Below are 24985 nucleotides of genomic sequence, written 5' to 3'. Positions count from 1 at the left end.
CCGCGAGCGGGAATGCCTCGCTCGCGGTTCACGGCCAACAATGAGTAGACCAAATAAAAATGGAGGAGACTGACATGGAGACCGGTTCAGCGGTTTCGAGAGCGCCGCTCAGCCGCGGCATGGTGCGCCGCATCGTGTTCTCCTCGTCGATCGGCAATGCGCTGGAGTGGTTCGACTTTCTCGTGTACGGCTACTTCGCGCCCATGATCGCGAAGCAGTTCTTTCCCGTGCACGACGAATGGCTCTCCACGCTGCTCGCGGTCGGCACCTTCGGCATTTCCTTCCTCATGCGCCCGCTCGGCGCGATCGTGCTGGGCATCTACGGCGACCGCAAGGGGCGCAAGGCGGCGCTCACGCTTGCCATCGCGCTCATGATGGCCGGCACGCTCGCCATGGCGGTCATGCCGCCGTATGCGTCGATTGGTATCGCGGCGCCGCTTCTGATCCTGCTTGCGCGACTCGTGCAGGGCTTCGCGGTGGGCGGCGAATTCGGCAGCGCGACGGCGTTCATGGTCGAGCACAGCGCCGCAAAGCGCGGCTACTACGCGAGCTGGCAGTTCGCGAGCCAGGGCGCGGCGGCGATTCTCGCGGCGTCGTTCGGCGGCGTGCTCGCATGGTGGCTGCCGCCCGAGCAACTGCAGGCGTGGGGCTGGCGCGTGCCGTTCTTCTTCGGGCTCGTGCTCGGGCCTGTGGGCTGGTATATCCGCTCGCATCTGGACGAGACGCCCGAATTCCTCGCGAACCAGCAGGCGCAGAGCACACAAGATGCGCACGCAACGAAGGAGCCGGGGCTCGGCCGCCAATGGGTGAACCTGCTGCTTGCGGTGGGCATCGTTGCGCAGTCCACCGTCGGCGTGTATATCCTCCAGCTCTACATGCCGATGTACGCGGTGAAGCAGCTCCATATGGCGGCGGCGACGTCGTTCGGCGTGGTCGTGCTCAATGGCGGCCTGCAGTTCGTGCTCTCGCCGGTCATGGGTGCGCTCTCGGACCGCATCGGGCGCATTCGCATCATGCTGACCACGTCGATCCTGCTTGCTTCGCTCACCTATCCGATGTTCGCGCTCTTGCAGCGCCACCCCACGCTTGGCTGGCTGCTCGTGCTCCAGGGCGCGGCGGGGATCTTCAAGGCAGCCTATTCGGGCCCGATGCCCGCGTTGATGTCGGAAATCTTTCCCGTGCGCGTGCGCTCGGCGGGGCTTTCCATCGCGTATAGCGTTGGTGTGACGCTCTTTGGCGGCTTCGCGCCGACGATTGCCGAAGTGCTGATTCACGTAACGGGCGATACGCTCGCGCCCGCGTATTACGTTTCGGTCGCCGCCGTGATCTCGGGTGTTTCGCTCGCGATCGTGGGTTGGCGCACAATGCGGCAGGCTTCGATGCGAGCCACGCTCGCGAGCTGATGCACAGAACTCCGAACTGACCCGATTGCTGGTGCGCCCGCAGAATTGCCCTTTAAAACAGGGCGTGAATGCGGGCGCGGTTTTTTTCGTGAATGCTTCATGACTTCCTGCGGACCTCGCTGAAGCATCACGAAAGAGGTGATATAGTCGCCCCCTTACCGCCGCCGTCCGGCGGGGCGAGCATTACGTTTTGTCAGGTTTTGGGAGAAGTATATGGCAGTCGAGTATCGTGGCTTTCGAGTCACTGTCGATGCGAAAGCAGACGCGACGGACACGCAATGGCTGTGCCGCGCGGTTATGGAAGGTGTCGATGCACAAGTGGAAACGGCGAAGCTGCCTTCCGTGGAGCTTGCCATTCCCAAGCTGAAGATCGATGTGCTGATGGCGCTCAGCGTGGTCGAGCAGTCGGCCAAGCAAGCCGTCGATGAATTTTGGCACGCGAAGCAGCCGGAAATGGCCTGATGTTTCAGGCGCAGGCAATCCCGATGCGATTGCCGCGCCTTGCGCTCAACGCGCGGTCACTACCGCAGTGACCACCGCAGTGACCCCATTGCGCGGCTTGCCTTCGTAATAAGCCGCAATATTCTCGACGAGTTGATCCGCAAGCGCCTGCATGGCTTCATCGCTCGCCCACGCAACGTGGGGTGTGAGGATGAACGCCGGGTGCGAGACGATGGCCTGGAACGGATGATCGGCAGGCAGCGGTTCCTGCGTCACGACATCGAAACCCGCGCCTGAAATCGCGCCGGATTGCAGTGCGTCCACCAGCGCCGCTTCATTCACGAGTCCCCCACGCGCCGTGTTGATCAGCAAGGGCCGCCGCTTCATGCGCGCGAACGCCGTGGCGTCGATCAGATCGCGTGTTTCCGCCGTCAGCGGACAGTGCAGCGTGATGATGTCGCTTTCCTCTAGCAGCGTTTCGAGCGGCACATAGCCCGCTTGCGCGTCGTTGCGCGTTTTGCGCGCGGCGAACCGCACGCGCAGGCCGAGCGCGCGCCCCATTTGTGCGACCGCTTGCCCGAGTGCGCCGTCACCAATGACGCCGAGCGTCGAACCTGCGAGATTGCGAATCGGATAATCGAAAAAGCAGAACTGCCCCGATTCGAGCCAGCGGCCGGCGCGCACGGCGTCGCGATACGCGGCCAGGCTGCGGCGCAGCGCGAATATCAGCGCGAACGTATGCTCCGGCACGCTGTTGCCGGCGTAGTCGCGCACGTTGCTCACGACGATGCCGCGCGCCGCGCACGCAGGCAGATCGACGTTGTCCGTGCCCGTGGCCGCGATGGCGATCATGCGCAGGCGTGTCGCGCCGGCCAGCGCCTCTTCAGTGATGCGCGCCTTGTTCGTGATGACGATGTCGGCGTTGCGGATGCGTGCGGCGACTTCTTCGGGCGCGGTGCGCTCGAACGTTTCCAGTGTGTGATCGAAAGGCAGCGGGCGAAGCTGCGTCTGGGGCGCGAGTGTCGCGCGATCGAGAAAAACGACGTGCATGGTTTCCGGCCTGAGCGAAAGAGGGGCAGTACGTGTATTGTCGCGCACCGGGCGTCAGGGTGGTTTGCCCGATTCGCCAACTGACTTTCCGATGAGGAAATTCACAGCAATGCCGAGCAGGATGAGAAACCGACCGGCGCTTCCAGTGCTCTCGCAGCCTTTCCATTTGCTCAAGCCAGATTGAGCAAGCATCGATTATCAAAGGGTGCGGTCGGGTTCATCATGTCTCCCACAGTCAGTCGCAGTCAGTGAGGAGACACAGCCATGCCACGACCACTCGAAGGAATCCGCGTGCTGGAGCTCGGGCAGCTCATCGCGGGTCCGTTTGCCGGCCGCATGCTCGCCGAATTCGGCGCGAGCGTCATCAAGGTGGAGCCGCCCGGCGTGGGCGATCCGCTGCGCAAGTGGCGCCTGCTGCACGACGGCACGTCGGTCTGGTGGGCCGCGCAGTCGCGCAACAAGGAATCCATCACGCTCGATCTGCGCACGCCCGAAGGGCAGGACGTGATTCGCCGCCTCGTCGCGCAAACCGACGTGCTGATCGAAAATTTCCGCCCCGGCACGCTCGAAGGCTGGGGCCTCGGCTGGGACGAACTCAGCGCGATTAACCCCGGCCTCATCATGTTGCGCGTCTCGGGCTATGGGCAGACGGGCCCGTATCGCGACCGGCCCGGCTTCGGCGTGGTCGCCGAAGCGATGGGCGGCCTGCGCCACCTGAGTGGCGAGCCCGAGCGCACGCCGGTGCGTGTCGGCATCTCGATCGGCGATTCGCTTTCCGCGCTGCATGGCGTGATTGGCATCCTGCTCGCGCTGCGGCACCGCGAGCAGCAGGGCGGCAAGGGCCAGGTCGTGGACGTCGCGCTCTACGAGTCGGTCTTCAACATGATGGAAAGCCTGTTGCCCGAGTATTCGGTGTTCGGCGCCGTGCGACAGCCGGCAGGCAGCAGCCTGCCCGGCATCGCGCCGAGCAATGCCTACCGCTGCAGCGACGGCAAGTACGCGCTGATCGCGGGCAACGGCGACAGCATCTATCGGCGCCTGATGGAGCTGATCGGGCGCCCGGACCTCGGCAACGATCCCGCGCTCGCGCAGAACGACGGACGGGTCGCGCAGGTCGAGCGCATCGACGCCGCGATTGGCGAGTGGACTGCGCGCCAGACGCTCGACGAGGTGCTCGCGGCGCTCAACGAAGCGCGCATTCCGGCAGGGCGGATCTACGACGTCGCGGACATCGCGGCCGATCCGCATTACCATGCGCGCGAAATGATCGTGGACGACACCTTGCCCGACGGCACAGCGGTGCAGGTGCCGGGCGTGGTGCCCAAGCTGTGCGCAACACCCGGCACGATCGAGCGCAGCGCGCCGAAGCTCGGCGAGCATACCGACACGGTGCTGGAATCGATAGGCGTGCACGCCGCAACGCGCGCAGCATGGCGCGAGCGCGGCCTGATCTGAACGGAGAGCGGCAAGATGGGAATCGGACATAACGAAAGCTTCAAGGGCAAAGTGCTGTATCTCAACGAAGTCGCGACACGCGATGGCTTCCAGAACGAAGCCGCGTTCATCGACACCGACGACAAGATCGCGCTGATCAATCGCCTGAGCGCATGTGGCTACGCGAAGATCGAGGTGACCTCGTTCACGTCGCCCAAGGCGATTCCCGCGCTGCGCGACGCCGAGGCGGTGATGCACGGCATCGAGCGCGTGCCGGGCGTGGTCTACACGGTGCTCGTGCCGAACGTGCGCGGCGCGGAGCGCGCGCTGTCGTGCAACGTGAATGAAGTGAATCTCGTGATGTCGGTGAGCGAGACCCACAATCGCACGAACTTGCGCATGACGCGCGAGCAGTCGTTCGCGCAGCTGCGCGACGTGATCGATGCGGTGCGCGGCACGGGCGTGGCGATCAATGTTTCGCTCTCCACAGCAATGGGATGCCCGATGCAAGGCGACGTGCCCGTTGAAGACGTGCTCGGCTGGATGCGGCGTTTCGCCGAACTGGGCGTGCAGGGCGTCACGCTGTGCGATACGACCGGCATGGCGTATCCCGCCCAGGTGCGTGCGCTGTGCGAGCGCGCTTCGCAGGCGTTTGGCGCGCTCGAGCTTACGCTGCATTTCCACAATACGCGCGGCATGGCGCTTGCCAATACGCTCGCCGCGCTCGATGCGGGCATCGTGCGCTTTGACGCCTCGCTTGGCGGCCTGGGCGGCTGTCCGTACGCGCCGGGTGCGAGTGGCAACGTGTGCACGGAAGAACTCGTGCACATGCTCGAACTCGACGGTTACGACACCGGTGTCAATCTCGCCGCCGTGCTCGACGCCGCCGCGCTGTTGCCTGGCCTGATCGGCCACGACGTGCCGAGCCAGATTCTCAAGGCCGGCCGCCGACTCGACCTGCATCCGGTTCCCGAACTGACGCAAGGCATGCCCGTACAACGGGCATTCTCATGACAAGGAGCGAAGAATGGCGTTGATCGACCACCTCGACCATCTGGTGCTGACCTGCGTGGACCCCGAGGCCACGAAGCACTTCTATACGGAAGTGTTGCAAATGCAGCTGGAAACCTTCGGTGCGGGGCGGCTTGCGTTTCGTTTCGGCAACCAGAAGATCAATCTGCATGTGCGCGGTGCGGAATTCGAGCCGAAGGCGCATGTGCCGGTGCCGGGCGCGCTCGATCTGTGCTTCATCGCTTCGGTGCCGCTCGACGCGGTGATCGCGCATCTCGCGCAAAAGCACTGGCCGATCGTCGAAGGTCCGGTGGAGCGCACAGGCGCGACGCAGAAAATTCGTTCCGTTTATGTGCGCGACCCGGACCTGAACCTCATCGAAATCTCCGAGCTGATTTAGGCCGACCCAGCCATTTCGCCAGTTTTCGCCGTTGAACCGGGGGGCGCCGGCGCAGCGGCGAGCACTCCGGCCCGCGTGGCCGGTACGCGGACGTGCATTCCGGCACGTCCGCCTCTCCACCCAACGCTCCGTACTTCCTCCCGAGCCCGCGATGCAGGACAATCGTCTCTCGCGCGGCCTTGTCCCATTCATCATGGTCAATCCACTTCACTTCGATCTGCAGTCGCTGCGGGTCTTTCTGCTCGTCGCGGAACATGGCAGCCTCACCAAGGCCGCCGAGCACGGGCAGCTCACGCTATCGGCCGTCAGCAAGCGCATTGCCGAGCTTGAAAGCGTGACCGATTGCGCCTTGTTCATTCGCCGCGCGCGCGGTGTGGACCTCACGCCTGCGGGCCACGCGCTGCTCGAGCACGCCACGCGCGTGGTCGATCAGGTGAATCGCATGGCCACCGAAATGAGCGACTACGCCGCCGGTGTGCGCGGGCATGTGCGCATGTGGGCGAATACGTCGGCGATCGTGCAGTTCCTGCCCGTCGACCTCGCGTGCTTCCTGAATGAGCATCCAGGCATCAAGGTCAGCCTCGAAGAACGGCTGAGCCACGAAATCGTCGAGGCGCTCGGCGCAGGCAAGGCCGACCTCGGGGTGTTCGCCGACAACGTGCCCGCGCCCGGCATCGAGCGGCGGCTCTATCGCCGGGACGAACTCGTGCTGCTCGTACCGCGCAACCATCGCTTTGCCGAACTCGACGTCATCCGTTTCGCCGATACGCTCGACGAAGACTACGTGGGCCTGAGCGACGGCAGCTCGCTACTCGCGCGCATGACGGACGCGGCGTTCGCCATCGAACGGTCGCTGAAGCTGCGCATCCAGGCTTCGAACTTCGACGGTGTGTTCCGCATGATCGAAGCGGGGCTCGGTATCGGCGTGCTGCCGCGCGACGCGGTGAGCGACGAGCGCGGCAAGGCCGGCGTCGTCAAGATCAAGCTGGCGGACATGTGGGCCACGCGCACGCTGTGGGTGGGGATGAAGGCGGATAGCGCGCCGAGCTCGGACATCTTGAGCCTGTTCGACTACATGTCGGCGCGCGCAGTGCAATGAAAACCGGGGCGGCCCCGCATGACGCGGCGGCCGCCCCGATGATCGAGCAACGCTCGAGGTATCAGCCGGTCAGACCGGATTGATTTCGTCCTGGCTGCGGCGCGTAGTGAGCGGGCCAAGCGCACGCAGGGTGACGGCGACGATGGCCAGCGCGGCGGAGATCACGCCGAACATCGCGATCGGGCCGTGCTGCGTAAGCACCGGCAACAGGATGAACGGCAGGGCGCTGCTCATGATGCGCGAGAGCGAGTACGTGCTGCCGATTGCGGTCGATCGCACGCTGGCCGGGAAAATCTCGGCCTGGTACACGTGATAGGCGTTGCTGAATACATTCGACGCACAGGTCGTCAGTACGCCGAAGCATACGATCAACGCAGCCTGCCCGGAATACGCGAAGCCAAGCCCGAAAATCGCAATGGAAATGAGCGAGGCGATCACGAGTGTGCGACGCTCGATCCAGTTGAGCAGCGGCACGGAGAGCAGCGAGCCGATCGGGTAGCCGAGAAACGAGAGCGCCACGAACAGCGTGCTGCCGGTTACGTCGATGCCGCGGCTTTTCACGACCACGCCTGCAAGCGTGCCGAAGCCGTAGTAGCCGAAGGCCTGGAACAGGTGAAACACGACGAGCATGAGGTACCGTTTGTCATAAGGCGCACGACGCAGCACGGCGATGCGCTCGGAGAGGCGCAGCGGGTGCTGACGCGTTTGCGGCTCGGCGAAGCGCTTGGGCATCTGCGCGCCGGCGCTTTGCGCGAAGCGGCCCAGCATCGCATAGGCTTCGTCCGCGCGGCCTTGCGCCAGCAGCCAGCGTGGGCTTTCGGGCAGACGATGCTGCACGGCCAGCACGAACAGGGCGCCCAGGCTGCCGATGGCGAGAATGATGCGCCATCCCGCGATGCCGCCCAGGTGCAGCGGGTTGAGCCAGACCGCGAGGAAGCCGACCAGCGGCACTGCGACATACGAGGTGGTATAGGCCCACGCAGCGAGCCGGCCGCGCTTTTCTTTCGGCAGAATCTCCGAGAGGAACGTGTCCGCCACGGGATAGATCGCGCCCACGCCCACGCCGGTCAGAAAGCGGCAGGCCACGAGCATGGTGGCGTTCACGGAGAATGCGGCGAACAGCGAGAACGCGCTGTACCACACGAGCGTGAACAGGAAGGCGCGGCGCCGGCCGATGCGGTCGGCGAGACTGCCGAGAAAGAGCGAACCGAAAAACATGCCGACGAAGGCCGAGGCGAGCAGGAGCTTGAACGCGAGGCTGTGCGCATCGAGCCCATACTCGTTTTGCAGCGCGGCGCCGATCGAGCTGACGAGAAAGATCTCGTACATGTCGAAGAAAAGGCCAATGCCGATCACCCACACCACGAAGCGATGCAGCGCGCCCACGGGCATGTCGTCCATGAAGCTGCTGAGCGTGACGCCTTGGGGGCTTTGAAGCGGGGCTTGCGCGGTTAGCGGGCGGCGTGGCGCTTCGCCCGGCGCGCTGCCGCCGAGGTCCAGGGGATGGCTGTTCATGCTGTCTCCAGAATTTTTGATGCCGCGCCATGAGCCGCGGTTGGGGCGCAAATCCGTACGAACGGTACGGAAGAGGCGTGATGGCAAGTGTGGGAGATTTTCGCGAGCGCGAAAATTGAGGATGCGTGAAGCGTGCTTTCCTGCGGGGAAAGGCTAGGTGAGGGGCGGCGGTCCCATCACCCAGACCTGGACTTCGTTACGGCGCGCGCTGCTGCAGCGCTTGCGTTTGAGCAAGGGGATCGATCAATCCCGAACGCAGCGAAAACCCGCATAAACGTATTGGTAGCGCGGCTGGAACCAGTTGCGGAACGTCGGCCGCAACATGCATTGCGCGGTGCGCGGCGACCCGCCTTTCATTGCGTAGTGCTGACCGTCGAAGAAGTTAGCCGAATAGCCCTCGTAGAACGGGAACGCCTTGAAACCGGGCAGCGGCCCGAAGAGCGTGGAGGTCCATTCCCAGCCGTTGCCGTACAGGCCTTCTACGCCCCACGTGCTGGCGCTGTGGGGCGTGGCATCGACGGCCACCGGGTTCCAGTTGCGGAAATCGAAGTTGTCGGTGTGGCCGGGCAGCGCACCGTGCGCCGCACGCTGCCACTGCGCCTCGCTCGGCAGCGCCATGCCGCGCCAGCGCGCAAACGCGCTGGCTTCGGCGTGGCTCACGTACACGGGCCACGCAAGCGGCAAGGCGATGTCTTCGAACATCGTGCGCAGTCGCCAGCCTTCGTGGCCGCGCGACCAGAACACGGGGTGCGCCACACGCGTGCTTTCCTTCCAGGCCCAGTCCGCGTCGTTCCAGAGTTCGCGCCTGTTGTAGCCGCCGTCCTCGATGAATGCGAGAAACGCGCCGTTCGTCACCATGTAGCGGTCGATCTCGAATGCCGGTACGTCGACCTGCTGCTCGCCGAACTCGTTGTCCCAGCCGAATAGTCCACGCTCGGCGGTCATGCCGAGTTCCGTGCGGCCCGCGGGCACCTGCACGGTCCCAGCCTCGACCGTATGGAGCGGGTCGGCGAGTACGCCCGCGGCGGCGGGCGCCTGCTTTTGCTCGAACGGCAACTGGTGGAGCATGTAGGCGAGTGTTTCGACATGCATGAGCCGATGTTCGATTGCGACATTCAGCAACTGACCCGGCGTGTCGTGATTCGAGGCGTCGGGCGGCAAGTCGAGCGTCGCGAGCTGTGCGTCGATGCGGCTGCGGGCGTCGCGTCCGTAGGCCAGGACTTCAGCGAGGTCGGGCCAGTCGGCGGGCTTATCGGTCGGCAGGCCGCCATCGACGGGATCGATGCCGAATGCGAACAGCTGGTCGAGACGCACATCGGCGGTGGGCAGATCGAACAGACGCTTGTCGAAGAGGTTACGGTCAAATGCTTCCAGATGACCGATATAGAACACGATGCGGTGACGTTCGCGAATAGGCCGCTCGTAGAGAAACTCGGGCTTGACGACGTTGAAGAGCGCGTCGCTGGCGCTGCGCGCCGCTTCAAGGCGAGCAGCGAGCGTGGGCGATTGCGGGAGAGGCATTTCGGCGATTCTCCTTGCGTAGGCGTAGAACGAGACTTTAACGCTGCGCAGGAGTTGTGCCAACGGCGATGCCGCGCCGGTGAGGCGCGGCACGGGCAACCCGGGTGGCCGGGCCGCCCGGGGTTTGCCGCGAATTACAGGTGCCGCAGACCTTCGAGATCGATGATGCGGATCAGCTTGCCCTGTGCGTCGATCAGGCCGCGCTTTTGAAATCTCGACAGGGTGCGGCTTACCGTTTCGAGCGTCATGCCGAGATAGCTGCCCATGTCCTCACGCGTCATGCGCAGGTTGAACTCGGCGTGCGAGTAGCCGCGCTGGCCGTTGCGCTCGGACACGTCCAGCAGGAACGCGGCGACGCGTTCGTCGGCGGAGAGCGAGCCGAGCACCATCATTTGCGACGATTCGCGGATAAGCTGCTCGCTCATGAGGCGGTGCAGCCGGTCTTGCATGGCGCCGGTTTCGCGGCACAAATGCTTGAGCGCCGAGTAGGGAATGATGCAGACCGAGCTGTCTTCGAGCGCCACGGCGCTGCAGGTGTGAAAGCCCGTGCTGATGCCGTCGAGGCCGAGCGGGTCGCCGGCCAGGCGCAAGCCGGTGACCTGCTCGCGGCCGTCGCGATGCGCCATGACCGTCTTGAGCGAGCCGGAGCGCGCGACGTAGAGATTGTCGAACGCGTCGCCGGCGCGGTACACGGCTTCGCCGCGCCGTACGCTGCGCGCGGAGCAGATCAGCGCTTCGAGTTTGGGCAGGTCGTCGAGGGTGAGGCCCTGGGGCATGCACAGGTGCCGCATGGCGCAAACCGAACAGCGCGTGGACGTGCGCGGTGCCGTCACGGGCGTGCGATTGCTGCGGCGCACAGTGGTATGGGAAACGACGTTAGGATTCAGCATCGACAATGCTCCTTTGATCTCTGTCCAGGCATTGTCTACCGGGGTCGAATCTCAGATTGGTGGCAAAGTGACGCGCTTTTGAGATGCTTGGTGTTGCGCCTTGTCAGAAGGCGCTTGCGCGCCGTCTGACGGAGCGCAAGCGACTCTTCAATAACGTGCAAAACAGCGTGCACGTAATGTGACTACTGGTCGGCATTTCCCGCGGCTGACGGAATGAGGAGGACAGGCAGGGTGGACTGCCGCACGCAGCGTTCGGCAACGCTGCCGAGAATGAGGCGCTGGAAACCGCGGCGCCCGTGCGTGCCCATGACGATCAGGTCGGAGCCTTCGGTCTTCGCGGCGTTGAGCACGAGCGTCGGGACGTCGTCGAGCGAGGAGGCTTCGCCCGTGAGCATGGCGCCTTGCACGCCGCGCTCGCTCATCGCCTTGTTCATGTCCTCTGCGAGTTCGTTGCCCTGGGCGATCATCTGGTTGCGCAGGATCGAAGGATCGTAGCCGGGCGCGTCGAAATACATGGGCGTGTTCTCGATCACGTAATACGGCTGCAGGGTCGAGCCCATGGCCTTCGCCAGGTCGAGCGCGGCTTCGAACGCGCGGCGCGACGTGGCGCTGCCGTCGACGGCGACAAGAATGCGTTTATACATAAGACCTCCTCTGTGAGTGGGATCGAGAAATCGCGCGGCCTCGGGCGATGCCATGACGAGGTGGGCGCGGCGTGTCGTGACTGTCGAAAAGCTTAATGGATCGCAAGTAAAGATGCAGTCGGACTGTATGAAATGTGGAAGGAGCGGGAAGGAAGATCAAGTGGGTTGCGTCGGAATACCGCAGGGCCACCAGGATTCCATTGGCTATTTCGTCATGTTGCACGCGCACCGTCATACCGCTATCGTTGCCTCTTTTTCGCTGCGCGCAGTCTTCCCTCCCGTGAAATCTTCCTCCGCTAACCTGCCGTTTCGCGACGCGTTGCTGGCCATGCTCGGCATCGGCCTCGTCAACATGCTCGTCGCACTCGATCAAACCGTTGTCAGCACCGCTTTGCCCTCGATCGTCGCCGAACTGCACGGCTTCGAGTTCTATGCCTGGATCGCGAGCGCCTACCTGCTGGCCTCGGTCGTGACGGTGCCCGTGTTCGGCCGGCTCGGCGACTACTTCGGCCGCAAGCGCTTCGTGATTGCCGCCGTGATCGTGTTCACGGTGGCCTCCGTGCTGTGCGGACTCGCGACCGACATGCGTTTTCTCGCGGCGGCGCGCGCGTTGCAGGGCGTAGGCGGCGGGATGATGGTGGGCACGGCGTTCGCCTCGATTCCCGATCTCTTTCCCGACCCGCGCGCGCGGGTGCGCTGGCAGGTCGTCATGGCGGCCGCCTACGGCATCGGCACGGCGGCGGGGCCGTCGCTGGGTGGCTGGCTCAGTGAGCATTTTGGCTGGCGCTCGACCTTTCTCGTCAATCTGCCGGTTGGCGTGCTTGCACTTTATTTCATCTGGGCGCATCTGCCGCGCTACCAGCCGGCGCGTACCGGCGACGTGCGCATCGACTGGACGGGTGCCGCGCTCGTCGCGCTGGTGCTGGGCGCGTTCCAGACCTTGATCGAGGCGGTGCCCAAGAGCGGCCTGACGACGGGCAACGCCGCGCTGGCGGTGGCGGTACTCGCCGGCGCTGCGCTATTGCTCGCCTGCGAACGCCGCGCGACGCACCCGATCATTCCGCTCGACCTGTTCCGCGATCCGCAGCTCGTGACGCTATTTACGCTCTCGACGCTCTCGGGCTTCGTGATGTTCTCGCTGATCTTTTTCGCGCCGCTGCTCCTGCAGGGCGGCTTCGGGCTGTCGCCCCAGCAGGCGGGCCTGCTCGCCACGCCGATCGCCGCCTGTATCGCGCTAGGCAGCCTGATCAATACGCGTATCGTGATCCGGCTGCGCAAGCCCACGACGATTCTGACGGTCGGCTTCAGTCTGCTGGTCGCGGCATCCGCCGGTCTTGCCTTCGCGTCCCGAAACACGGAGCACCTCTGGCTCGAGCTGGCGATGTCGGCCGTGGGTATCGGGCTCGGCTTCATCCTGAACAATCTGAACGTGTTCGGCCAGGAGATTGCCGGGCGCGAGCGCTTCGGCATTACAACCGCCTTGCTGCAATCTACGCGCATGGTTGGCGGCATGCTCGGCACCAGCGTCGTGGCGACGATCGTCAACCATCGCTATGCGGCCGGCGTGGGGGATGCGCTGGCGGTGATCGGCGCGCCACTGCAGCAGCGCTGGCAGCCTCAGCTCGCCGATCCGCGCGTGCTGATCGACCCGTCGCTGCGCGAGGGCCTGGTTGCGCAGATGAAGGCGGCGGGGCTCGACGGCGCGGCGCTGATCGATGCCGTGCGCCACGTGCTGGTCGACGCAATCCATCTGGGAATCGGCCTGACCGGCTGCGCGGCGCTCGCAGCGGCGCTGTGCGTGGGGCGCATTTCCCACATCCGCTTCAGCCGGAGCGCCTCGGTGGCGCAGAAAAGCGGCGAGCCGAGGGCCGACGAGGTCAAAGCCGATTAAGGCCGGGCACGTTTGGGTTCAGGCGGCGCGCCAGGGTGTTTATTTTTAATTTGTCAGACAAAAACAACAGTCCACATCGCTGAGCGCGGAAATCCGCAGCACCCAGCCTGCGCGAATCCGTCTCTGCGCGGCGCCGCGCTCAAGCGGCGTGCGCCATCGCGCCGAATAGCGCGTGGTGCGTTTGCTGGCTCATCGCGATTTCCAGCGCGACGGCATTTTCCACGCCAATGCGCATCGGCGCGCCAAGCCGGGTCAGTTCGATGCCCGTGCGGCGCAGCAGGCGCTCCATGGGCGTCGTGGTGACCGTCACATAGCTGCTGATGCCCGAGCGGTCGGCGAACGAGACAACGGCGCGCATCGCGTTCATGGTCACGTCGGCGAAGCCGAAAGCCTGGTCGTTGCCCGACTCGATGGCGAAGCGGCTCAACTCCCAGATGTTGCGGGCCGTGGGCGCAGCCTTGCCCTGGAGCAGTTGCGGGAAGGTGTCGCGCAACATGTTCGGGCCCTCGGTGGGCATCATGCGCCAGCAGCCGCGCACGTGGCCCGTGCCGTCCTGAATCAGCATGTAATGGGGCCCGAGCGCGTCGTAGCCGTCGATTTCCATCCCCGCGATGGTAGGAATGTCCCAGCCCATGCGGTCGCGGAACACGCGCGCGCGCAGCCGGTACATCTCATTGATGTCCTCATTGTCGAAATCCTGTCTCTGTCCGATCCGTATCGCAGCTTGCATGACAACTCTCCCGATTTGTGTGGAAGCGCGGCAGTACGGTTCGAAAGCTATGCGTTATGAATATAAAAAAACACCTATCTAGATAGGTAGGTGCGCAGATAGGGCCTCTTAAGGAGAATCAGTTCCGCGGCAGTCACTCATCAGGCATATCTGACAGCGAGAGTCATCATGGAACTTATGGGCAATCAATGGCACTCGGGTGCGAGCACCATGTCGTCCTCCGGAGATTTGTCTTCGGTCGTCGACCGCGTCCTGATCATTGCGTATCGGAAGAAGAAGAAAGAAAGCCAGCGCCGCTTCTGGGCGCGCTTCGGCGTGACGCAGTCGCGCGGCAGCCGGTTCGAGTCGGGCGCGGAGATTCCGCCGCCGGTGTCGATCCTGCTCGGGCTGTATTTCAACAAGACGATTTCGGACGGCGACCTTGGCCGTGCCGAGCGCGTGTTGCGCGGCGAAGCACCGATGGTGCTTAGCCCGGGTCAATAAGACCCATCTGCGTCGCAATCACGGCGGCCGCCCGCCGTGAGTTGACGCCGAACTTCCCGCGAATGTTCTTCATGTGGAAGTTCACGACGGCCTCGGAGCAATTCAGGATGTGAGAAATTTCCCAAGTGGACTTGCCTAGCGCAGTCCACTTGAGGCATTCCTTTTCCCGTGGCGTGAGCTTGGGGATCAGCGACTGGGCGTGGTCGGTCAGGTGCCGCTGGCTCGTGTCCAGCACGAGGTCGCGCAGCAGCACGAGATTCGGCAACGCGCGGTTCACGTCCTCCCAGAAGTTGTCCGTGGGATTGGCGTCGTTGACGAAGCACAGCATGCCCACTTCCTGGCGCGGGCCATGGATCGGCAGCGTGATGCCTGCGCGCAGCCCGTACGAGCGGGCCTCCTCATACATCGATTGTTGCTGCTCGGTCGCGAAAAGCTCCGGCGACCAGATGAGCGGCGCCGAGCGCGTTGTGCAATGCGACACGGTAGGGTCGAAGTAGGCCATGCCGTGGTCGTTGTACGTCTGCCGCCAGGCGGCCGAATAGTTCGTGCGGATAAACGCGTCCTCGAGCCTCATGCCCGGGCGCGGCAGGATAGCCAGCATGAGCTGGCTGAATCCCCACGAACTGGCGAGCTTCGCCACCGCGTCGAACCACGCTGCCTCTTCGGGCGCGTCGAGCACGGGCGACATCTGCTCAATAAAATGTAGAGGCACGTTCAACACTCTCCATCAGCGCTGGGCGAGATCGCGGGGCAAGCCCTCAGACACTCGCTCCTCGCTTCTTATGATGTAAGAATTTATCACTAAATTCCTATCCGATCCCCCCTCGTCTGCAATCCTTCCGCCTTGTGGGGTCATTTCTGTCGGATTTCGGTGACATTGGAGAGAATTTCTGCATTTCCTGAACAAGCGCACCGGTCTGCACCAAAGCATTGCACCGGCACTGAAATAAAGCAGGGCGGCATTTCGAAAGCGGCAAAAGCGTGCATCTCGCCGCGATAATGCCGTCGATTTATCCGCTTTCATTTATTTTCAGGCTTTTCATTTCCACTTTTAACCGCACTCGACTGAATACTGGCTGAATCCGCCAGTGCGTCGATATCGCCTGGATAATCGCAAATGGTTCGCCGCACAACGGGCGGCGAACCATCGTTCAGGGCTTGCGCAGCAACTCGATCACGCGCGTCGGCCGCATGTGGTTGAGCGCGAAGTGCAGGCGCCCGGGGTTGCGGCGCACACCCGCTTCGCGCTCGGCGTCGCGCTGCCAGTCGTAGAAGTCGCTGGGCGCTTCAGGCGCGCTCATGCCGAGGTCGACGAGTTCGTATCCGGACTCGAGCGCGATCGGCAGCCGGTGCACGTCCTTGCGGCTGTCAAAGCCCGCCAGGCCGTCCCCGGCTTCGGGCACGCTGTTGACGAGCGTGGCGTTCGTGGTCGTCACTTCGTCCGGGCAGATGTAGCCATCGCCCGCGAGGCGCGCGGCTTCGCGGTTCTTGCCATCGGTGTCGACCGAGCTATCGTGCGTGCGGTCGTTGTGGAGTTCGGCGCTGCGCGGCCGCGACGGCGACGCGCTCACGTCTCCCACATTCGCTTTTTGCATGTCGTCGGGACGATTCATGATTCTTCCTCCTTGGAAGATCGGGGTGCCTGCGTTCAGCAGGCAAGTCCGCAAACGCTGTTCCGCTGCAGCGCCGCACCCTTGAATCGGGGTGAAAAGCAAGCCGGTTCGCCAGGAGAACGCCTCCAGCGATTTTGCATTTTTTTCGTTGGTTTGGCCTTTTTCCCAGGAGTATGATCCTCTTTCAACGAGTTGGCGCGCTTTCGATTAATGGGCCGGGCGAGGGCCCATGGCGTGGCTTTGCCACACGATCCTGAATGCACGCGCCACAAAAAATGGACGAGGCAGTCAGGGCGGGTGACACACATGCACTTCGACGCTGCATTTACGCATCGTGGCTATTTGCTGAATTGCGCACCGGCGCGCGCCGGTGACGGCACATATCAACCTTATGTGGTGATATCGCGATCGAGCGATGGCGAACTCGTCGCCAACCGGTTTTTCCCTGCCGATTTGCGCTTCGCCGATGAAGCGGCCGCTATCGCCCATGCGCGCGACTGGGCCGTGCGCTGGATCGACGCGAGCACGGTCACGCTGTGAACGCGCGCGCCCTGCGGGCGTCGCCCGCCGAGAGCGCTTCGGCGAACTCGCGCAAAACGCGGTAATCTCTGGGGTCGATACACTCACTCCTGCGCAGACCTTGCGTCTGCTGCCGCATCACCATGTCCAAAGCTGCTTCCCCCGACTGGGGCCTGGAACAGATCGTTGCCGATCTGCGTGCGTCGCGTGAAGAACGGCACCGCACGCGCCATCCACTCGGCATTCGCGAATTGCCGTCGCGCGACGCGGTCGTCAACATCGTGGCGGGCCTGCGCGCCGCGCTCTTTCCCACGCACTACGGCGCGCCCGACCTGACCGACGAGAGCATCGACTACTACGTCGGCCATACGCTCGACAGCACCCTGCGGCTGCTTGCCGAACAGATTCGCCGGGCGTTGCGCTTCCTGCCGGAAAACTCGCAGGCGAGCGACGACGAACTGCGCGTGCGCGCATTCGAAGTCGCGCGCGAGTTCGGCCGGCAACTACCCGATATTCGCGCGCTGCTCGTGAGCGACATTCAGGCGGCGTTCACGGGCGACCCGGCCGCGCAGCACATCACCGAGATCCTGCTGTGCTATCCGGGCGTGTGGGCCATGACGCATCACAGGCTCGCGCATGCGCTGCATCGCCTTGGCGTGCCGCTGCTCGCGCGTTTCATCAATGAGATCGCGCATTCGGCCACGGGCATCGACATTCACCCGGGCGCGCAGATCGGATCGAGCTTCTTCATCGATCACGGCACGGGCGTCGTGATCGGCGAGACGGCGATCATCGGCGAGCGCGTGCGCGTGTATCAGGCCGTGACGCTCGGTGCGAAGAGCTTCGCCGCCGACCTCGACGGGGCGCTCGTGAAGGGCAATGCGCGCCATCCGATCGTCGAGGACGACGTGGTGATCTATGCGGGCGCGACGATTCTCGGCCGCGTGACGATCGGGCGCGGCTCCGTGATTGGCGGCAACGTGTGGCTCACGCATAGCGTGCCGCCGGGCAGCAGCGTGCGCCAGGGCAAGATTCGCGAGATCGAGCGGGGCGACGAAAGCCCGATGAAGTGAGGCGGCGAACGGGACATGCCGTCCCGTTCGTTTTCCGCGTGCGGGGTATTCAGGTATTCGCGACGCTCATCGAGCTTGAATTGCCGACGATCGCGAGAAACTCGCGGCGCGTGGAAGGGTCGGTGCGGAACGTGCCGAGCATGCGCGATGTCACCATCTCCACGCCTGCCTTGTGCACCCCGCGCGTGGACATGCATTGATGCGCCGCTTCGAGTATCACGCCCACGCCCTTGGGCTGCAGGATTTCATTGAGCGTGTCGGCGATCTGCGCGGTCATCTTCTCCTGGATCTGCAGGCGCTTCGCGAATGCGTCGACGAGGCGCGCAAGCTTCGAGATGCCTACCACGCGGTGCTCCGGGAGATACGCCACGTGCGCGCGCCCGATGATCGGCACCATGTGATGCTCGCAATAGCTCTCGAAGCGAATGTCCTTCAACACGATCATTTCGTCGTAGCCGTCCACCTCCGAGAAGGTGCGCGACAGGATCTCGCGTGGATCGACCTCATAGCCCGCGAAGAACTCCTCATAGGCACGCACGACGCGGCCCGGCGTATCTATGAGCCCTTCGCGAGCGGGGTCGTCCCCGGCCCAGCGCAGCAGTACGCGCACGGCGTCCTCGGCTTCGGCGCGTGACGGGCGCGTGTTGGACGCTACGGCAGCGCTCGTTGCGCTCTTGCGTGGCTTTGCTTTTCCGGCCTTTTTTTCTTCGCTCATGCATGGGCTCCTGTCATGTGGCGCGACGCCGCTTTGGCGTGCTCCACGAGCGCCCATTGTTTCATGTTTTGTCGTGCTCGGCGCGAGGGGCCATCATTTTGGCCATTCGTCCAGGGCGTCGTTGAAGAGTTCCGCCACGACGCTGCGCAGCCATTCGCCGCGCGGCGCGTTGTGATACTTGCGATGCCAGTGCTGCTTGAGATCGAAGCGCGGCAATGGCAGCGGAGGCTCGACGAGCGTGATCGATGCATGCTCGGACACGTAGGCGAAGCCGATCGCATGAGGCACGGTCGCGATGAGGTCGGAGCGCGTGAGAATGAACGGCAAGCTCATGAAGTGAGGCGTTTCGAGCACCGCGCGGCGGCGCATGCGCCGCTTCTCCAGATACTGTTCCAGCACTTCCTGGCTGCGGCCTTCGGCGCGCACGACGGCATGGCCCATGGCGAGAAACTGCTCGATCGTCATGGCTTTGCCCGCAAGCGGATGGCCGCTGCGCATCATGCAGATGAAGCGGTGCGTGAAGAGGCGCTGCTGGAAGAAGTTGTTGCCGCCTAGATCGGGGAAATAGCCGACCGCGAGATCGATGTCGCCCGACTCGAGGCCGCGCTCGACCTGGCTTGGCGGCAACGACACCGAACGCAGGTTTGCCTTCGGTGCGCGTTGGGCGAACACCTGCAGGAGGCGTGGAAGAAACACGATCTCGCCGACATCGGACAGTGCGATGGAAAACGTGTGGGTGCTCGTGGCGGGATCGAAGTCCTGCGCTTGCAGCATGCCCTTCTCAATACGCACCAGCGCGTCGCGCGCGGCGGGAATGAGGCCGAGCGCGCGCGGCGTGGGCTCCATGCCGCGCGAGGTGCGCACGAAGAGCGGATCGCCGAAATACTCGCGCAGCTTGCCGAGCGCCGTGCTCACGCGCGGCTGGCTCACGCCGAGCCGCTCGGCGGCGCGGCTCACATTGCGCGTTTCCTCCATGGCCACGAGAAAGGGGATGAGATTCAGATCGAGGTCTTGCATGAAGGCGAGGGCGGCGCGGCACTATGTCGAAATCAGATAAAGACTAGTCGACGAATTGGAATTCTGGATATTGGGGTATGTGCCCACGGCCCAGCTACCCTGAAAGCGCGGCAAAAGTGCGTCCATGCACGAGTCCGCGCGTACCAGCGCAGACATGAAGTAGATTGCCTGTGTGGGTAGACCCGTGGGTAGACCCGCCTTGACAAGCGCTTGAATCCACTCCGATAATGCGCTGGACGTTCGCTAAACGAATCAGTGTTCGTATATAGAACTTTTCGCGATCGAGTGACGTGGACCTTCCGCGATGCGCATCGCTTTCAGGAACAGGCATGATCAACAAGATTTTCGACTCGCTTCAAGCCGCCGTGGCCGACGTGCATGACGGCGCCACGGTGATGATCGGCGGCTTCGGCACGGCCGGTATGCCCGCCGAACTGATCGACGCGCTCATCGAGCAGGGCGCGCGCGACCTCACCATCGTCAATAACAACGCAGGCAACGGCGACATTGGTCTTGCCGCGCTGCTCAAGGCGAAGCGTGTGCGCAAGATCATCTGCTCGTTCCCGCGCCAGACCGACTCGTACGTGTTCGACGCGCTCTATCGCGCCGGCGAAATCGAGCTCGAACTCGTGCCGCAGGGCAACCTGGCCGAGCGCATCCGCGCCGCGGGCGCCGGCATCGGCGGTTTCTTCACACCTACGGGCTACGGCACGAAGCTGGCCGAAGGCAAGGAAACGCGCCTGATCGACGGCCGCCACTACGTGCTCGAAGCGCCGCTGCACGCCGACTTCGCGCTCATCAAGGCGTATAAGGGCGATCGCTGGGGCAACCTCGTCTATCGCAAGACGGCGCGCAATTTCGGCCCGATCATGGCGAGCGCGGCGAAGGTCGCCATTGCCCAGGTTTCGGAAGTCGTGCCGCTCGGCGAGCTCGATCCTGAAGTGATCGTGACCCCCGGCATTTTCGTGCAGCGCGTCGTTGAGGTGCCGCAAGCGGCCCATCAAGCGCACGTGCAGCATGGCGGCCAGGCAGCCTGAAGGAACGGAGAGAGGCAATGAAACGACTGAATCGCGATGAAATGGCCAAGCGCGTGGCCGCGGACATTCCCGAAGGCGCGTATGTGAATCTCGGCATCGGCGTCCCGACGCTGGTGGCCAACCACCTCGATCCGAGCAAGGAAATTTTCCTGCACAGCGAGAACGGCCTGCTCGGCATGGGCCCGGCGCCCGCGCCCGGCCGGGAAGACGACGAACTGATCAACGCAGGCAAGCAGCACGTGACGCTGCTCACCGGCGGCGCCTACTTCCATCACGCCGACTCGTTCGCGATGATGCGCGGCGGCCACCTGGACTACTGCGTGCTCGGCGCATTCCAGGTGTCGGTGGGGGGCGACCTCGCGAACTGGCACACCGGCGCGCCCGACGCGATTCCGGCCGTGGGCGGCGCGATGGACCTCGCACTCGGCGCGAAGCAGGTGTTCGTCATGATGGAACTGCAGACCAAGCAAGGCGAAAGCAAGCTCGTGAGCGAATGCTCGTACCCGGTCACGGGCGTGGGCTGCGTGGGCCGCATCTATACGGACCTCGCCGCGTTCGACGTGACGCCCGAAGGCCTCGCCGTGCGCGAGATCTATTCGGACATCGACTTCGACGCGCTGCAGAAGCTTGCCGGCGTGCCGCTGATCGACGCGACGCAAAACCGTCGCGCAGCGTAAACTGTTTGTCGACGTGCGAATTCTTCGCACGTGCGTGGCGCGGCAACCGTCGGCATTCGTCGACGGTTGCCGCGCCCGCTTCGTTCCATCGGTACTCTCTGAACGTCTGCTTATTTCTACGCGCCACACTCCATGATTGAACGCCTCACGAGCCTGATCTGCGGGACCGAGCCGATGAATGCGGTCTGGTCTCCCGAAGCCACGCTGCAACGCATGCTGGACGTCGAGGCGGCGCTCGCGCGCGCCTCCGCTGCGCATGGCGTGATTCCGCAGTCAGCGGTGGCCGCGATCGCCCGGGCTTGCGCGGCGGACCAGCTCGACGCGCCGGCGCTCGCACGCGACGCGGCGCTGGGCGGCAATCTGGCGATCCCGCTCGTCAAGCAGCTCACGGCGCGCGTGAAGGCCGCCGACGCTGAAGCCGCCAAATACGTTCACTGGGGCGCAACGAGCCAGGACATCATCGATACGGCTACCGTGCTGCAGTTGCGCGATGCATTTGCGCTGATCGAGCGAGGTATCGATGCGCTCTGCGCGACGCTCGCGGACCTCGCGCGCGCGCATCGCGCGACGCCGGCGGTAGGCCGCACGTGGCTCCAGCAGGCGCTGCCCATCACGCTCGGAATGAAGTTCGCGCAATGGCTCGATGCCATGCTGCGCCATCGAGAACGACTCGCCGCGCTGCGCGAGCGCGCGCTCGTGCTGCAGTTCGGCGGTGCGGCCGGCACGCTCGCAAGTTTGCGCGACGCGGCGCCGAAGGTGAGCGCCGCGCTCGCGCAAGAACTCGGCCTCGCGTCGCCTGCGCTGCCGTGGCACACGCAGCGCGACCGCATTGCCGAAGCCGCGTCGTTCTTCGGCATGCTCATCGGCACGCTCGGCAAGATCGCGCGTGACATCTCCCTGCAAATGCAGACCGAAGTCAGTGAGCTGGGCGAACCGGCGGCGGCGGGCAAGGGTGGTTCTTCGACCATGCCGCACAAACGCAATCCCGTGGGTTGCGCAGCCGTCCTGACGGCTGCCACGCGCGCGCCTGGCCTTGTGGCAACGGTGTTCGCGGGCATGGTTCAGGAACACGAGCGCGCGCTCGGTGGCTGGCAAGCGGAGTGGGATGCGCTGCCCGATCTCGCGCGCCTCGCCGGCGGCGCGCTCGCGCAGATCGAACAAATCACGGCTGGACTCGAAGTGCGGCCCGAACGGCTCGCGGCGAATCTCGACATCACGCACGGACTCATTCTCGGCGAAGCCGTGATGCTCGCGCTCGGCGACCAGATCGGGCGTCTGGACGCGCATCATCTCGTTGAGCACGCATCGAAATCGGCGGTGCAAAGCGGCCGCACGTTGTATGAAGTCCTCGCGGAGGATCCCGCCGTTACGCGACATCTGGACGAAGCGCGCCTCAAGGCGCTGCTCGATCCGGCCAATTACGTGGGGCAGGCGCACGCTTTCGTCGACGCGGTAGTCGCATCGTACGAAGCGAGTGCAAAACAACGCCCGTCCCATTGATCATAGAAGACACACGAGGAGTAACACGCATGCCTTACGCAGCCGTCAACGACACGCATTTGTTCTACCGCATCGACGGTACGGAGAACCGCTCGGCGCCATGGGTGGTCCTGTCGAATTCGCTTGGTAGCGACGTGTCGATGTGGACGCCGCAAATCACGGCGTTCACGAAGCACTTCCGCGTGCTGCGCTACGACACGCGCGGCCACGGCCACTCGGCAGCGCCGCAGGGCCCGTACACGATCGAGCAACTGACCGGCGACGTGATCGGCCTGATGGACCAGCTCGGCATCGAGCGCGCGCACTTCGCGGGCGTTTCGATGGGCGGTCTGACCGGCGTCGGCCTCGGCGCGCGTTACGCCAACCGTATCGATCGCCTGGTACTCTGCAACACGGCCGCGAAAATCGGCTCGCCGGAAGTGTGGGTGCCGCGCGCAGCGAAGGCTCGCAGCGAAGGCATGCTCGCGCTCGCCGACGCCGTGCTGCCGCGCTGGTACACGCCCGAATTCATCGCGAACAACGCGCTCGTGATGTCGCAAGTGCGCGACGTGTTCGTGCATACCGACAAGGACGGCTATGCTTCGAACTGCGAAGCGATCAACGCCGCCGACCTGCGCGGCGAGGCGCCGTCGATCAAGGCGCGCACGCTCGTGATCTCCGGCACGCACGATCTGGCCGCAACACCCGCACAGGGCCGCGAACTGGCCGAGTCGGTGCCCGGTGCGCGCTATGTCGAACTCAACGCCGCGCATATCTCGAACGTCGAACTGGCGGACGAGTACAACAAGATCGTGGTCGATTTCCTGCTGGAGGCGTGATGAACGACGAAGAACGCTACGAAGCGGGCATAAAAGTGCGCCGCGCGGTGCTGGGCGACGCGCACGTCGATCGCTCGCTTGCCAACCGTACGGAAGTGACCGAGGAATTCCAGAATTTCATTTCGCGCTATGCATGGGGCGAGATCTGGACGCGCGATGGCTTGCCGCGCCACACGCGCAGCTTGCTGACGATCGCGATGATGGTGGCGCTCAACCGCAGCGAGGAACTCGCGCTGCATTTGCGCGCCGCGCGCAACAATGGCGTCACGCGCGACGAAATCAAGGAAGTGCTGCTGCAAACCGCGATCTATTGCGGCGTGCCGGCGGCGAACTCGGCGTTCCATCTGGCAGACCGCATCTTCCGCGAGCAGGACGCTGAACAGGCTTAAGCAGGCCGTTTGAACGCGACGCGGGGCACTCGCCCCGCGTTCAGTCGAACACCGGCGACTCCACGCCGAGCACCTTGTGCAGGCGCGTGCTGGTCGTTGTGTACTGCAGATGGATTTTCTTCTCGGGAAACACATGATGCGCGGCGCCGAATGCGGCGAGCGCGGCTTCGTGAAAACCTGAAAGAATTAGCTTCTTCTTGCCCGGATACGTGTTGATATCGCCGACGGCAAAGATGCCCGGCACGCTCGTTTCGAAGCGCGCCGTATCCACCGGCAACTGCTTGCGCTCGATTTCAAGGCCCCATTGCGCGATGGGCCCGAGTTGCGGCGACAAACCGTAAAACACGAGCACGTAGTCGAGTTCCAGCGAGCGCGTGACGCCGTCGCCGCCCGTCACCTTGATGCGCGTGAGCTTGCCGCCTTCGTCGTCGAAGCCGGTCAGTTGGCCGACGATCGACTGCATGCGCCATTCCTCGCATAGCGCGTGCATTTTCGCGACCGTTGCCGGCGCCGCGCGATAGCCCTCGCGCCGATGCAGCAGGATCACGCTCTGCGCGACGTCCACGAGTTGCAGCGCCCAGTCGAGCGCCGAATCCCCGCCGCCGCACACCACGATGTCCTTGTCGCGAAAGCGTTCGAGATCGCGTACGCGATAAAACAGTTGCGTGTCGCGGTATCGCTCGATGCCACTCAGCTTGAGCGTGCGCGGCTGGAACGAGCCCACGCCCGCCGCGATGAACACCGTTTTCGCAAGAAACTGCGTACCCTTGCTCGTCTGCACGAAAAAGCGGCCGTCCGCGCGCGGCTCGACGATCTGCACTTCCTGGCCAAGGTGGAACGTCGCGCCGAAAGGCTCGATCTGTTTCATCAGCGCATCCACGAGCTGTTGTCCGGTGCACATCAGCACCGCCGGAATGTCGTAGATCGGCTTGTCGGGGTAAAGCTCGGCGCACTGGCCGCCGACCACGGGCAGCGAATCCACTACGTGCGCATGTATTTCCATCAGACCGAGTTCGAACACCTGGAAGAGTCCCACCGGTCCCGCGCCGATGATGAGCGCGTCGGTTTCGATGAGCTGGGGCGAGAAGTGATCGTTGCGCTCGTTCATCGGCGCG

General features: G+C 64.2%; 26 protein-coding genes. 15 read left to right on the top strand and 11 right to left on the bottom strand.

Going from position 1 to position 24985, the window contains the following annotated elements; all coding sequences use genetic code 11:
- Positions 1–74 precede the first annotated feature (74 nt).
- Both U5A65_RS13155 and U5A65_RS13150 read left to right on the top strand, forming a co-directional pair.
- Positions 75–1403, top strand: coding sequence for an MFS transporter (locus U5A65_RS13155; protein ID WP_321915478.1), 1329 nt, complete (start codon positions 75–77; stop codon positions 1401–1403).
- 213 nt (positions 1404–1616) lie between these two features.
- Complete coding sequence (locus U5A65_RS13150) at positions 1617–1865, top strand: hypothetical protein (RefSeq protein WP_321915477.1); 249 nt, start codon at positions 1617–1619, stop codon at positions 1863–1865.
- A gap of 45 nt (positions 1866–1910) precedes the next feature.
- Here U5A65_RS13150 and U5A65_RS13145 read toward each other — a convergent pair whose 3' ends face one another.
- Positions 1911–2894: a D-2-hydroxyacid dehydrogenase gene (locus U5A65_RS13145; protein ID WP_321946496.1), complete on the bottom strand. Its 984-nt coding sequence runs from the start codon at positions 2892–2894 to the stop codon at positions 1911–1913.
- 264 nt (positions 2895–3158) lie between these two features.
- On the opposite strand from U5A65_RS13145, the gene U5A65_RS13140 reads away from it, so the two are divergent.
- The 4 genes from U5A65_RS13140 to U5A65_RS13125 all read left to right on the top strand — a co-directional run bounded on the left by U5A65_RS13140 (position 3159) and on the right by U5A65_RS13125 (position 6838).
- Positions 3159–4349, top strand: a complete 1191-nt coding sequence (locus tag U5A65_RS13140) for a CoA transferase (protein WP_321946495.1) — start codon at positions 3159–3161, stop codon at positions 4347–4349.
- 15 nt (positions 4350–4364) lie between these two features.
- On the top strand, positions 4365–5342 hold the full coding sequence (locus U5A65_RS13135) for a hydroxymethylglutaryl-CoA lyase (RefSeq protein ID WP_321915474.1): 978 nt from the start codon (positions 4365–4367) through the stop codon (positions 5340–5342).
- Positions 5343–5355: 13 nt separating this feature from the next.
- The gene (locus tag U5A65_RS13130) at positions 5356–5739 is read left to right on the top strand and encodes a VOC family protein (protein ID WP_321915473.1); all 384 of its coding nucleotides are present in this window, start codon (positions 5356–5358) and stop codon (positions 5737–5739) included.
- A gap of 193 nt (positions 5740–5932) precedes the next feature.
- A complete protein-coding gene (locus U5A65_RS13125; protein ID WP_321915500.1) occupies positions 5933–6838 on the top strand; it encodes a LysR family transcriptional regulator in 906 nt (301 codons plus the stop codon).
- A 69-nt stretch (positions 6839–6907) separates the two neighbouring features.
- Here U5A65_RS13125 and U5A65_RS13120 read toward each other — a convergent pair whose 3' ends face one another.
- From U5A65_RS13120 to U5A65_RS13105, 4 genes are all read right to left on the bottom strand, one after another.
- Entirely contained in the window at positions 6908–8353 is a 1446-nt protein-coding gene (locus tag U5A65_RS13120; RefSeq protein ID WP_321915472.1) for an MFS transporter, read from the bottom strand.
- Between the two features lie 243 nt (positions 8354–8596).
- On the bottom strand, positions 8597–9874 hold the full coding sequence (locus U5A65_RS13115) for an SUMF1/EgtB/PvdO family nonheme iron enzyme (protein WP_321946494.1): 1278 nt from the start codon (positions 9872–9874) through the stop codon (positions 8597–8599).
- A 134-nt stretch (positions 9875–10008) separates the two neighbouring features.
- Positions 10009–10764, bottom strand: coding sequence for a helix-turn-helix domain-containing protein (locus tag U5A65_RS13110; RefSeq protein WP_415764778.1), 756 nt, complete (start codon positions 10762–10764; stop codon positions 10009–10011).
- A gap of 182 nt (positions 10765–10946) precedes the next feature.
- Complete coding sequence (locus U5A65_RS13105; RefSeq protein WP_321915470.1) at positions 10947–11408, bottom strand: universal stress protein; 462 nt, start codon at positions 11406–11408, stop codon at positions 10947–10949.
- 328 nt (positions 11409–11736) lie between these two features.
- Between U5A65_RS13105 and U5A65_RS13100 the strand changes: the two genes are divergently transcribed.
- Positions 11737–13299 carry an MFS transporter gene (locus U5A65_RS13100; protein WP_321937228.1) on the top strand — a complete coding sequence of 521 codons (1563 nt, stop codon included), beginning with the start codon at positions 11737–11739 and terminating at the stop codon, positions 13297–13299.
- Positions 13300–13438: 139 nt separating this feature from the next.
- On the opposite strand, the gene U5A65_RS13095 is transcribed toward U5A65_RS13100, so the two are convergent.
- A complete protein-coding gene (locus U5A65_RS13095; protein WP_321915469.1) occupies positions 13439–14029 on the bottom strand; it encodes an acyl-homoserine-lactone synthase in 591 nt (196 codons plus the stop codon).
- A gap of 168 nt (positions 14030–14197) precedes the next feature.
- Here U5A65_RS13095 and U5A65_RS13090 point away from each other — a divergent pair, with 168 nt between their 5' ends.
- Entirely contained in the window at positions 14198–14512 is a 315-nt protein-coding gene (locus U5A65_RS13090) for an XRE family transcriptional regulator (protein WP_415764775.1), read from the top strand.
- On the opposite strand, the gene U5A65_RS13085 is transcribed toward U5A65_RS13090, so the two are convergent.
- Both U5A65_RS13085 and U5A65_RS13080 read right to left on the bottom strand, forming a co-directional pair.
- On the bottom strand, positions 14496–15200 hold the full coding sequence (locus U5A65_RS13085; RefSeq protein WP_321946733.1) for a LuxR family transcriptional regulator: 705 nt from the start codon (positions 15198–15200) through the stop codon (positions 14496–14498). The genes U5A65_RS13090 and U5A65_RS13085 overlap by 17 nt on opposite strands.
- Before the next feature lie 463 nt (positions 15201–15663).
- Entirely contained in the window at positions 15664–16125 is a 462-nt protein-coding gene (locus tag U5A65_RS13080) for a DUF3005 domain-containing protein (protein ID WP_415764773.1), read from the bottom strand.
- Between the two features lie 306 nt (positions 16126–16431).
- Between U5A65_RS13080 and U5A65_RS13075 the strand changes: the two genes are divergently transcribed.
- The gene (locus U5A65_RS13075; RefSeq protein WP_321915468.1) at positions 16432–16665 is read left to right on the top strand and encodes a hypothetical protein; all 234 of its coding nucleotides are present in this window, start codon (positions 16432–16434) and stop codon (positions 16663–16665) included.
- A 122-nt stretch (positions 16666–16787) separates the two neighbouring features.
- Positions 16788–17717 (top strand): serine O-acetyltransferase EpsC, encoded by a 930-nt coding sequence (gene epsC, locus U5A65_RS13070; RefSeq protein WP_321946493.1) that lies wholly within the window; start codon positions 16788–16790, stop codon positions 17715–17717.
- Positions 17718–17766: 49 nt separating this feature from the next.
- Here the strand turns inward: epsC and folE are convergent, their stop codons facing one another.
- Together folE and U5A65_RS13060 are read right to left on the bottom strand one after the other, a co-directional pair.
- Positions 17767–18432, bottom strand: a complete 666-nt coding sequence (gene folE, locus U5A65_RS13065; protein WP_321937146.1) for a GTP cyclohydrolase I FolE — start codon at positions 18430–18432, stop codon at positions 17767–17769.
- A 93-nt stretch (positions 18433–18525) separates the two neighbouring features.
- Complete coding sequence (locus tag U5A65_RS13060) at positions 18526–19449, bottom strand: LysR family transcriptional regulator (protein ID WP_321915465.1); 924 nt, start codon at positions 19447–19449, stop codon at positions 18526–18528.
- 329 nt (positions 19450–19778) lie between these two features.
- Here U5A65_RS13060 and U5A65_RS13055 point away from each other — a divergent pair, with 329 nt between their 5' ends.
- The 5 genes from U5A65_RS13055 to pcaC all read left to right on the top strand — a co-directional run bounded on the left by U5A65_RS13055 (position 19779) and on the right by pcaC (position 23870).
- Complete coding sequence (locus U5A65_RS13055) at positions 19779–20486, top strand: 3-oxoacid CoA-transferase subunit A (protein ID WP_321915464.1); 708 nt, start codon at positions 19779–19781, stop codon at positions 20484–20486.
- Between the two features lie 17 nt (positions 20487–20503).
- The gene (locus U5A65_RS13050; RefSeq protein WP_321946492.1) at positions 20504–21163 is read left to right on the top strand and encodes a 3-oxoacid CoA-transferase subunit B; all 660 of its coding nucleotides are present in this window, start codon (positions 20504–20506) and stop codon (positions 21161–21163) included.
- A 132-nt stretch (positions 21164–21295) separates the two neighbouring features.
- Positions 21296–22663, top strand: coding sequence for a 3-carboxy-cis,cis-muconate cycloisomerase (locus U5A65_RS13045; protein ID WP_321946491.1), 1368 nt, complete (start codon positions 21296–21298; stop codon positions 22661–22663).
- Between the two features lie 29 nt (positions 22664–22692).
- Positions 22693–23481 carry a 3-oxoadipate enol-lactonase gene (pcaD, locus tag U5A65_RS13040; protein WP_321937149.1) on the top strand — a complete coding sequence of 263 codons (789 nt, stop codon included), beginning with the start codon at positions 22693–22695 and terminating at the stop codon, positions 23479–23481.
- Positions 23481–23870 (top strand): 4-carboxymuconolactone decarboxylase, encoded by a 390-nt coding sequence (gene pcaC, locus U5A65_RS13035; protein WP_321915460.1) that lies wholly within the window; start codon positions 23481–23483, stop codon positions 23868–23870. Before pcaD ends, pcaC begins: the two co-directional genes overlap by 1 nt.
- A gap of 40 nt (positions 23871–23910) precedes the next feature.
- Here the strand turns inward: pcaC and U5A65_RS13030 are convergent, their stop codons facing one another.
- On the bottom strand, positions 23911–24978 hold the full coding sequence (locus tag U5A65_RS13030; RefSeq protein ID WP_321946490.1) for an NAD(P)/FAD-dependent oxidoreductase: 1068 nt from the start codon (positions 24976–24978) through the stop codon (positions 23911–23913).
- Positions 24979–24985: the final 7 nt, after the last annotated feature.

This window comes from Paraburkholderia sp. J10-1 (genome assembly GCF_905220165.1).
Taxonomy (GTDB): Bacteria; Pseudomonadota; Gammaproteobacteria; order Burkholderiales; family Burkholderiaceae; genus Paraburkholderia.
The sequence above is the reverse complement of the archived record's forward strand: the minus strand, read 5'-3'. Positions and strand labels throughout refer to the sequence as shown.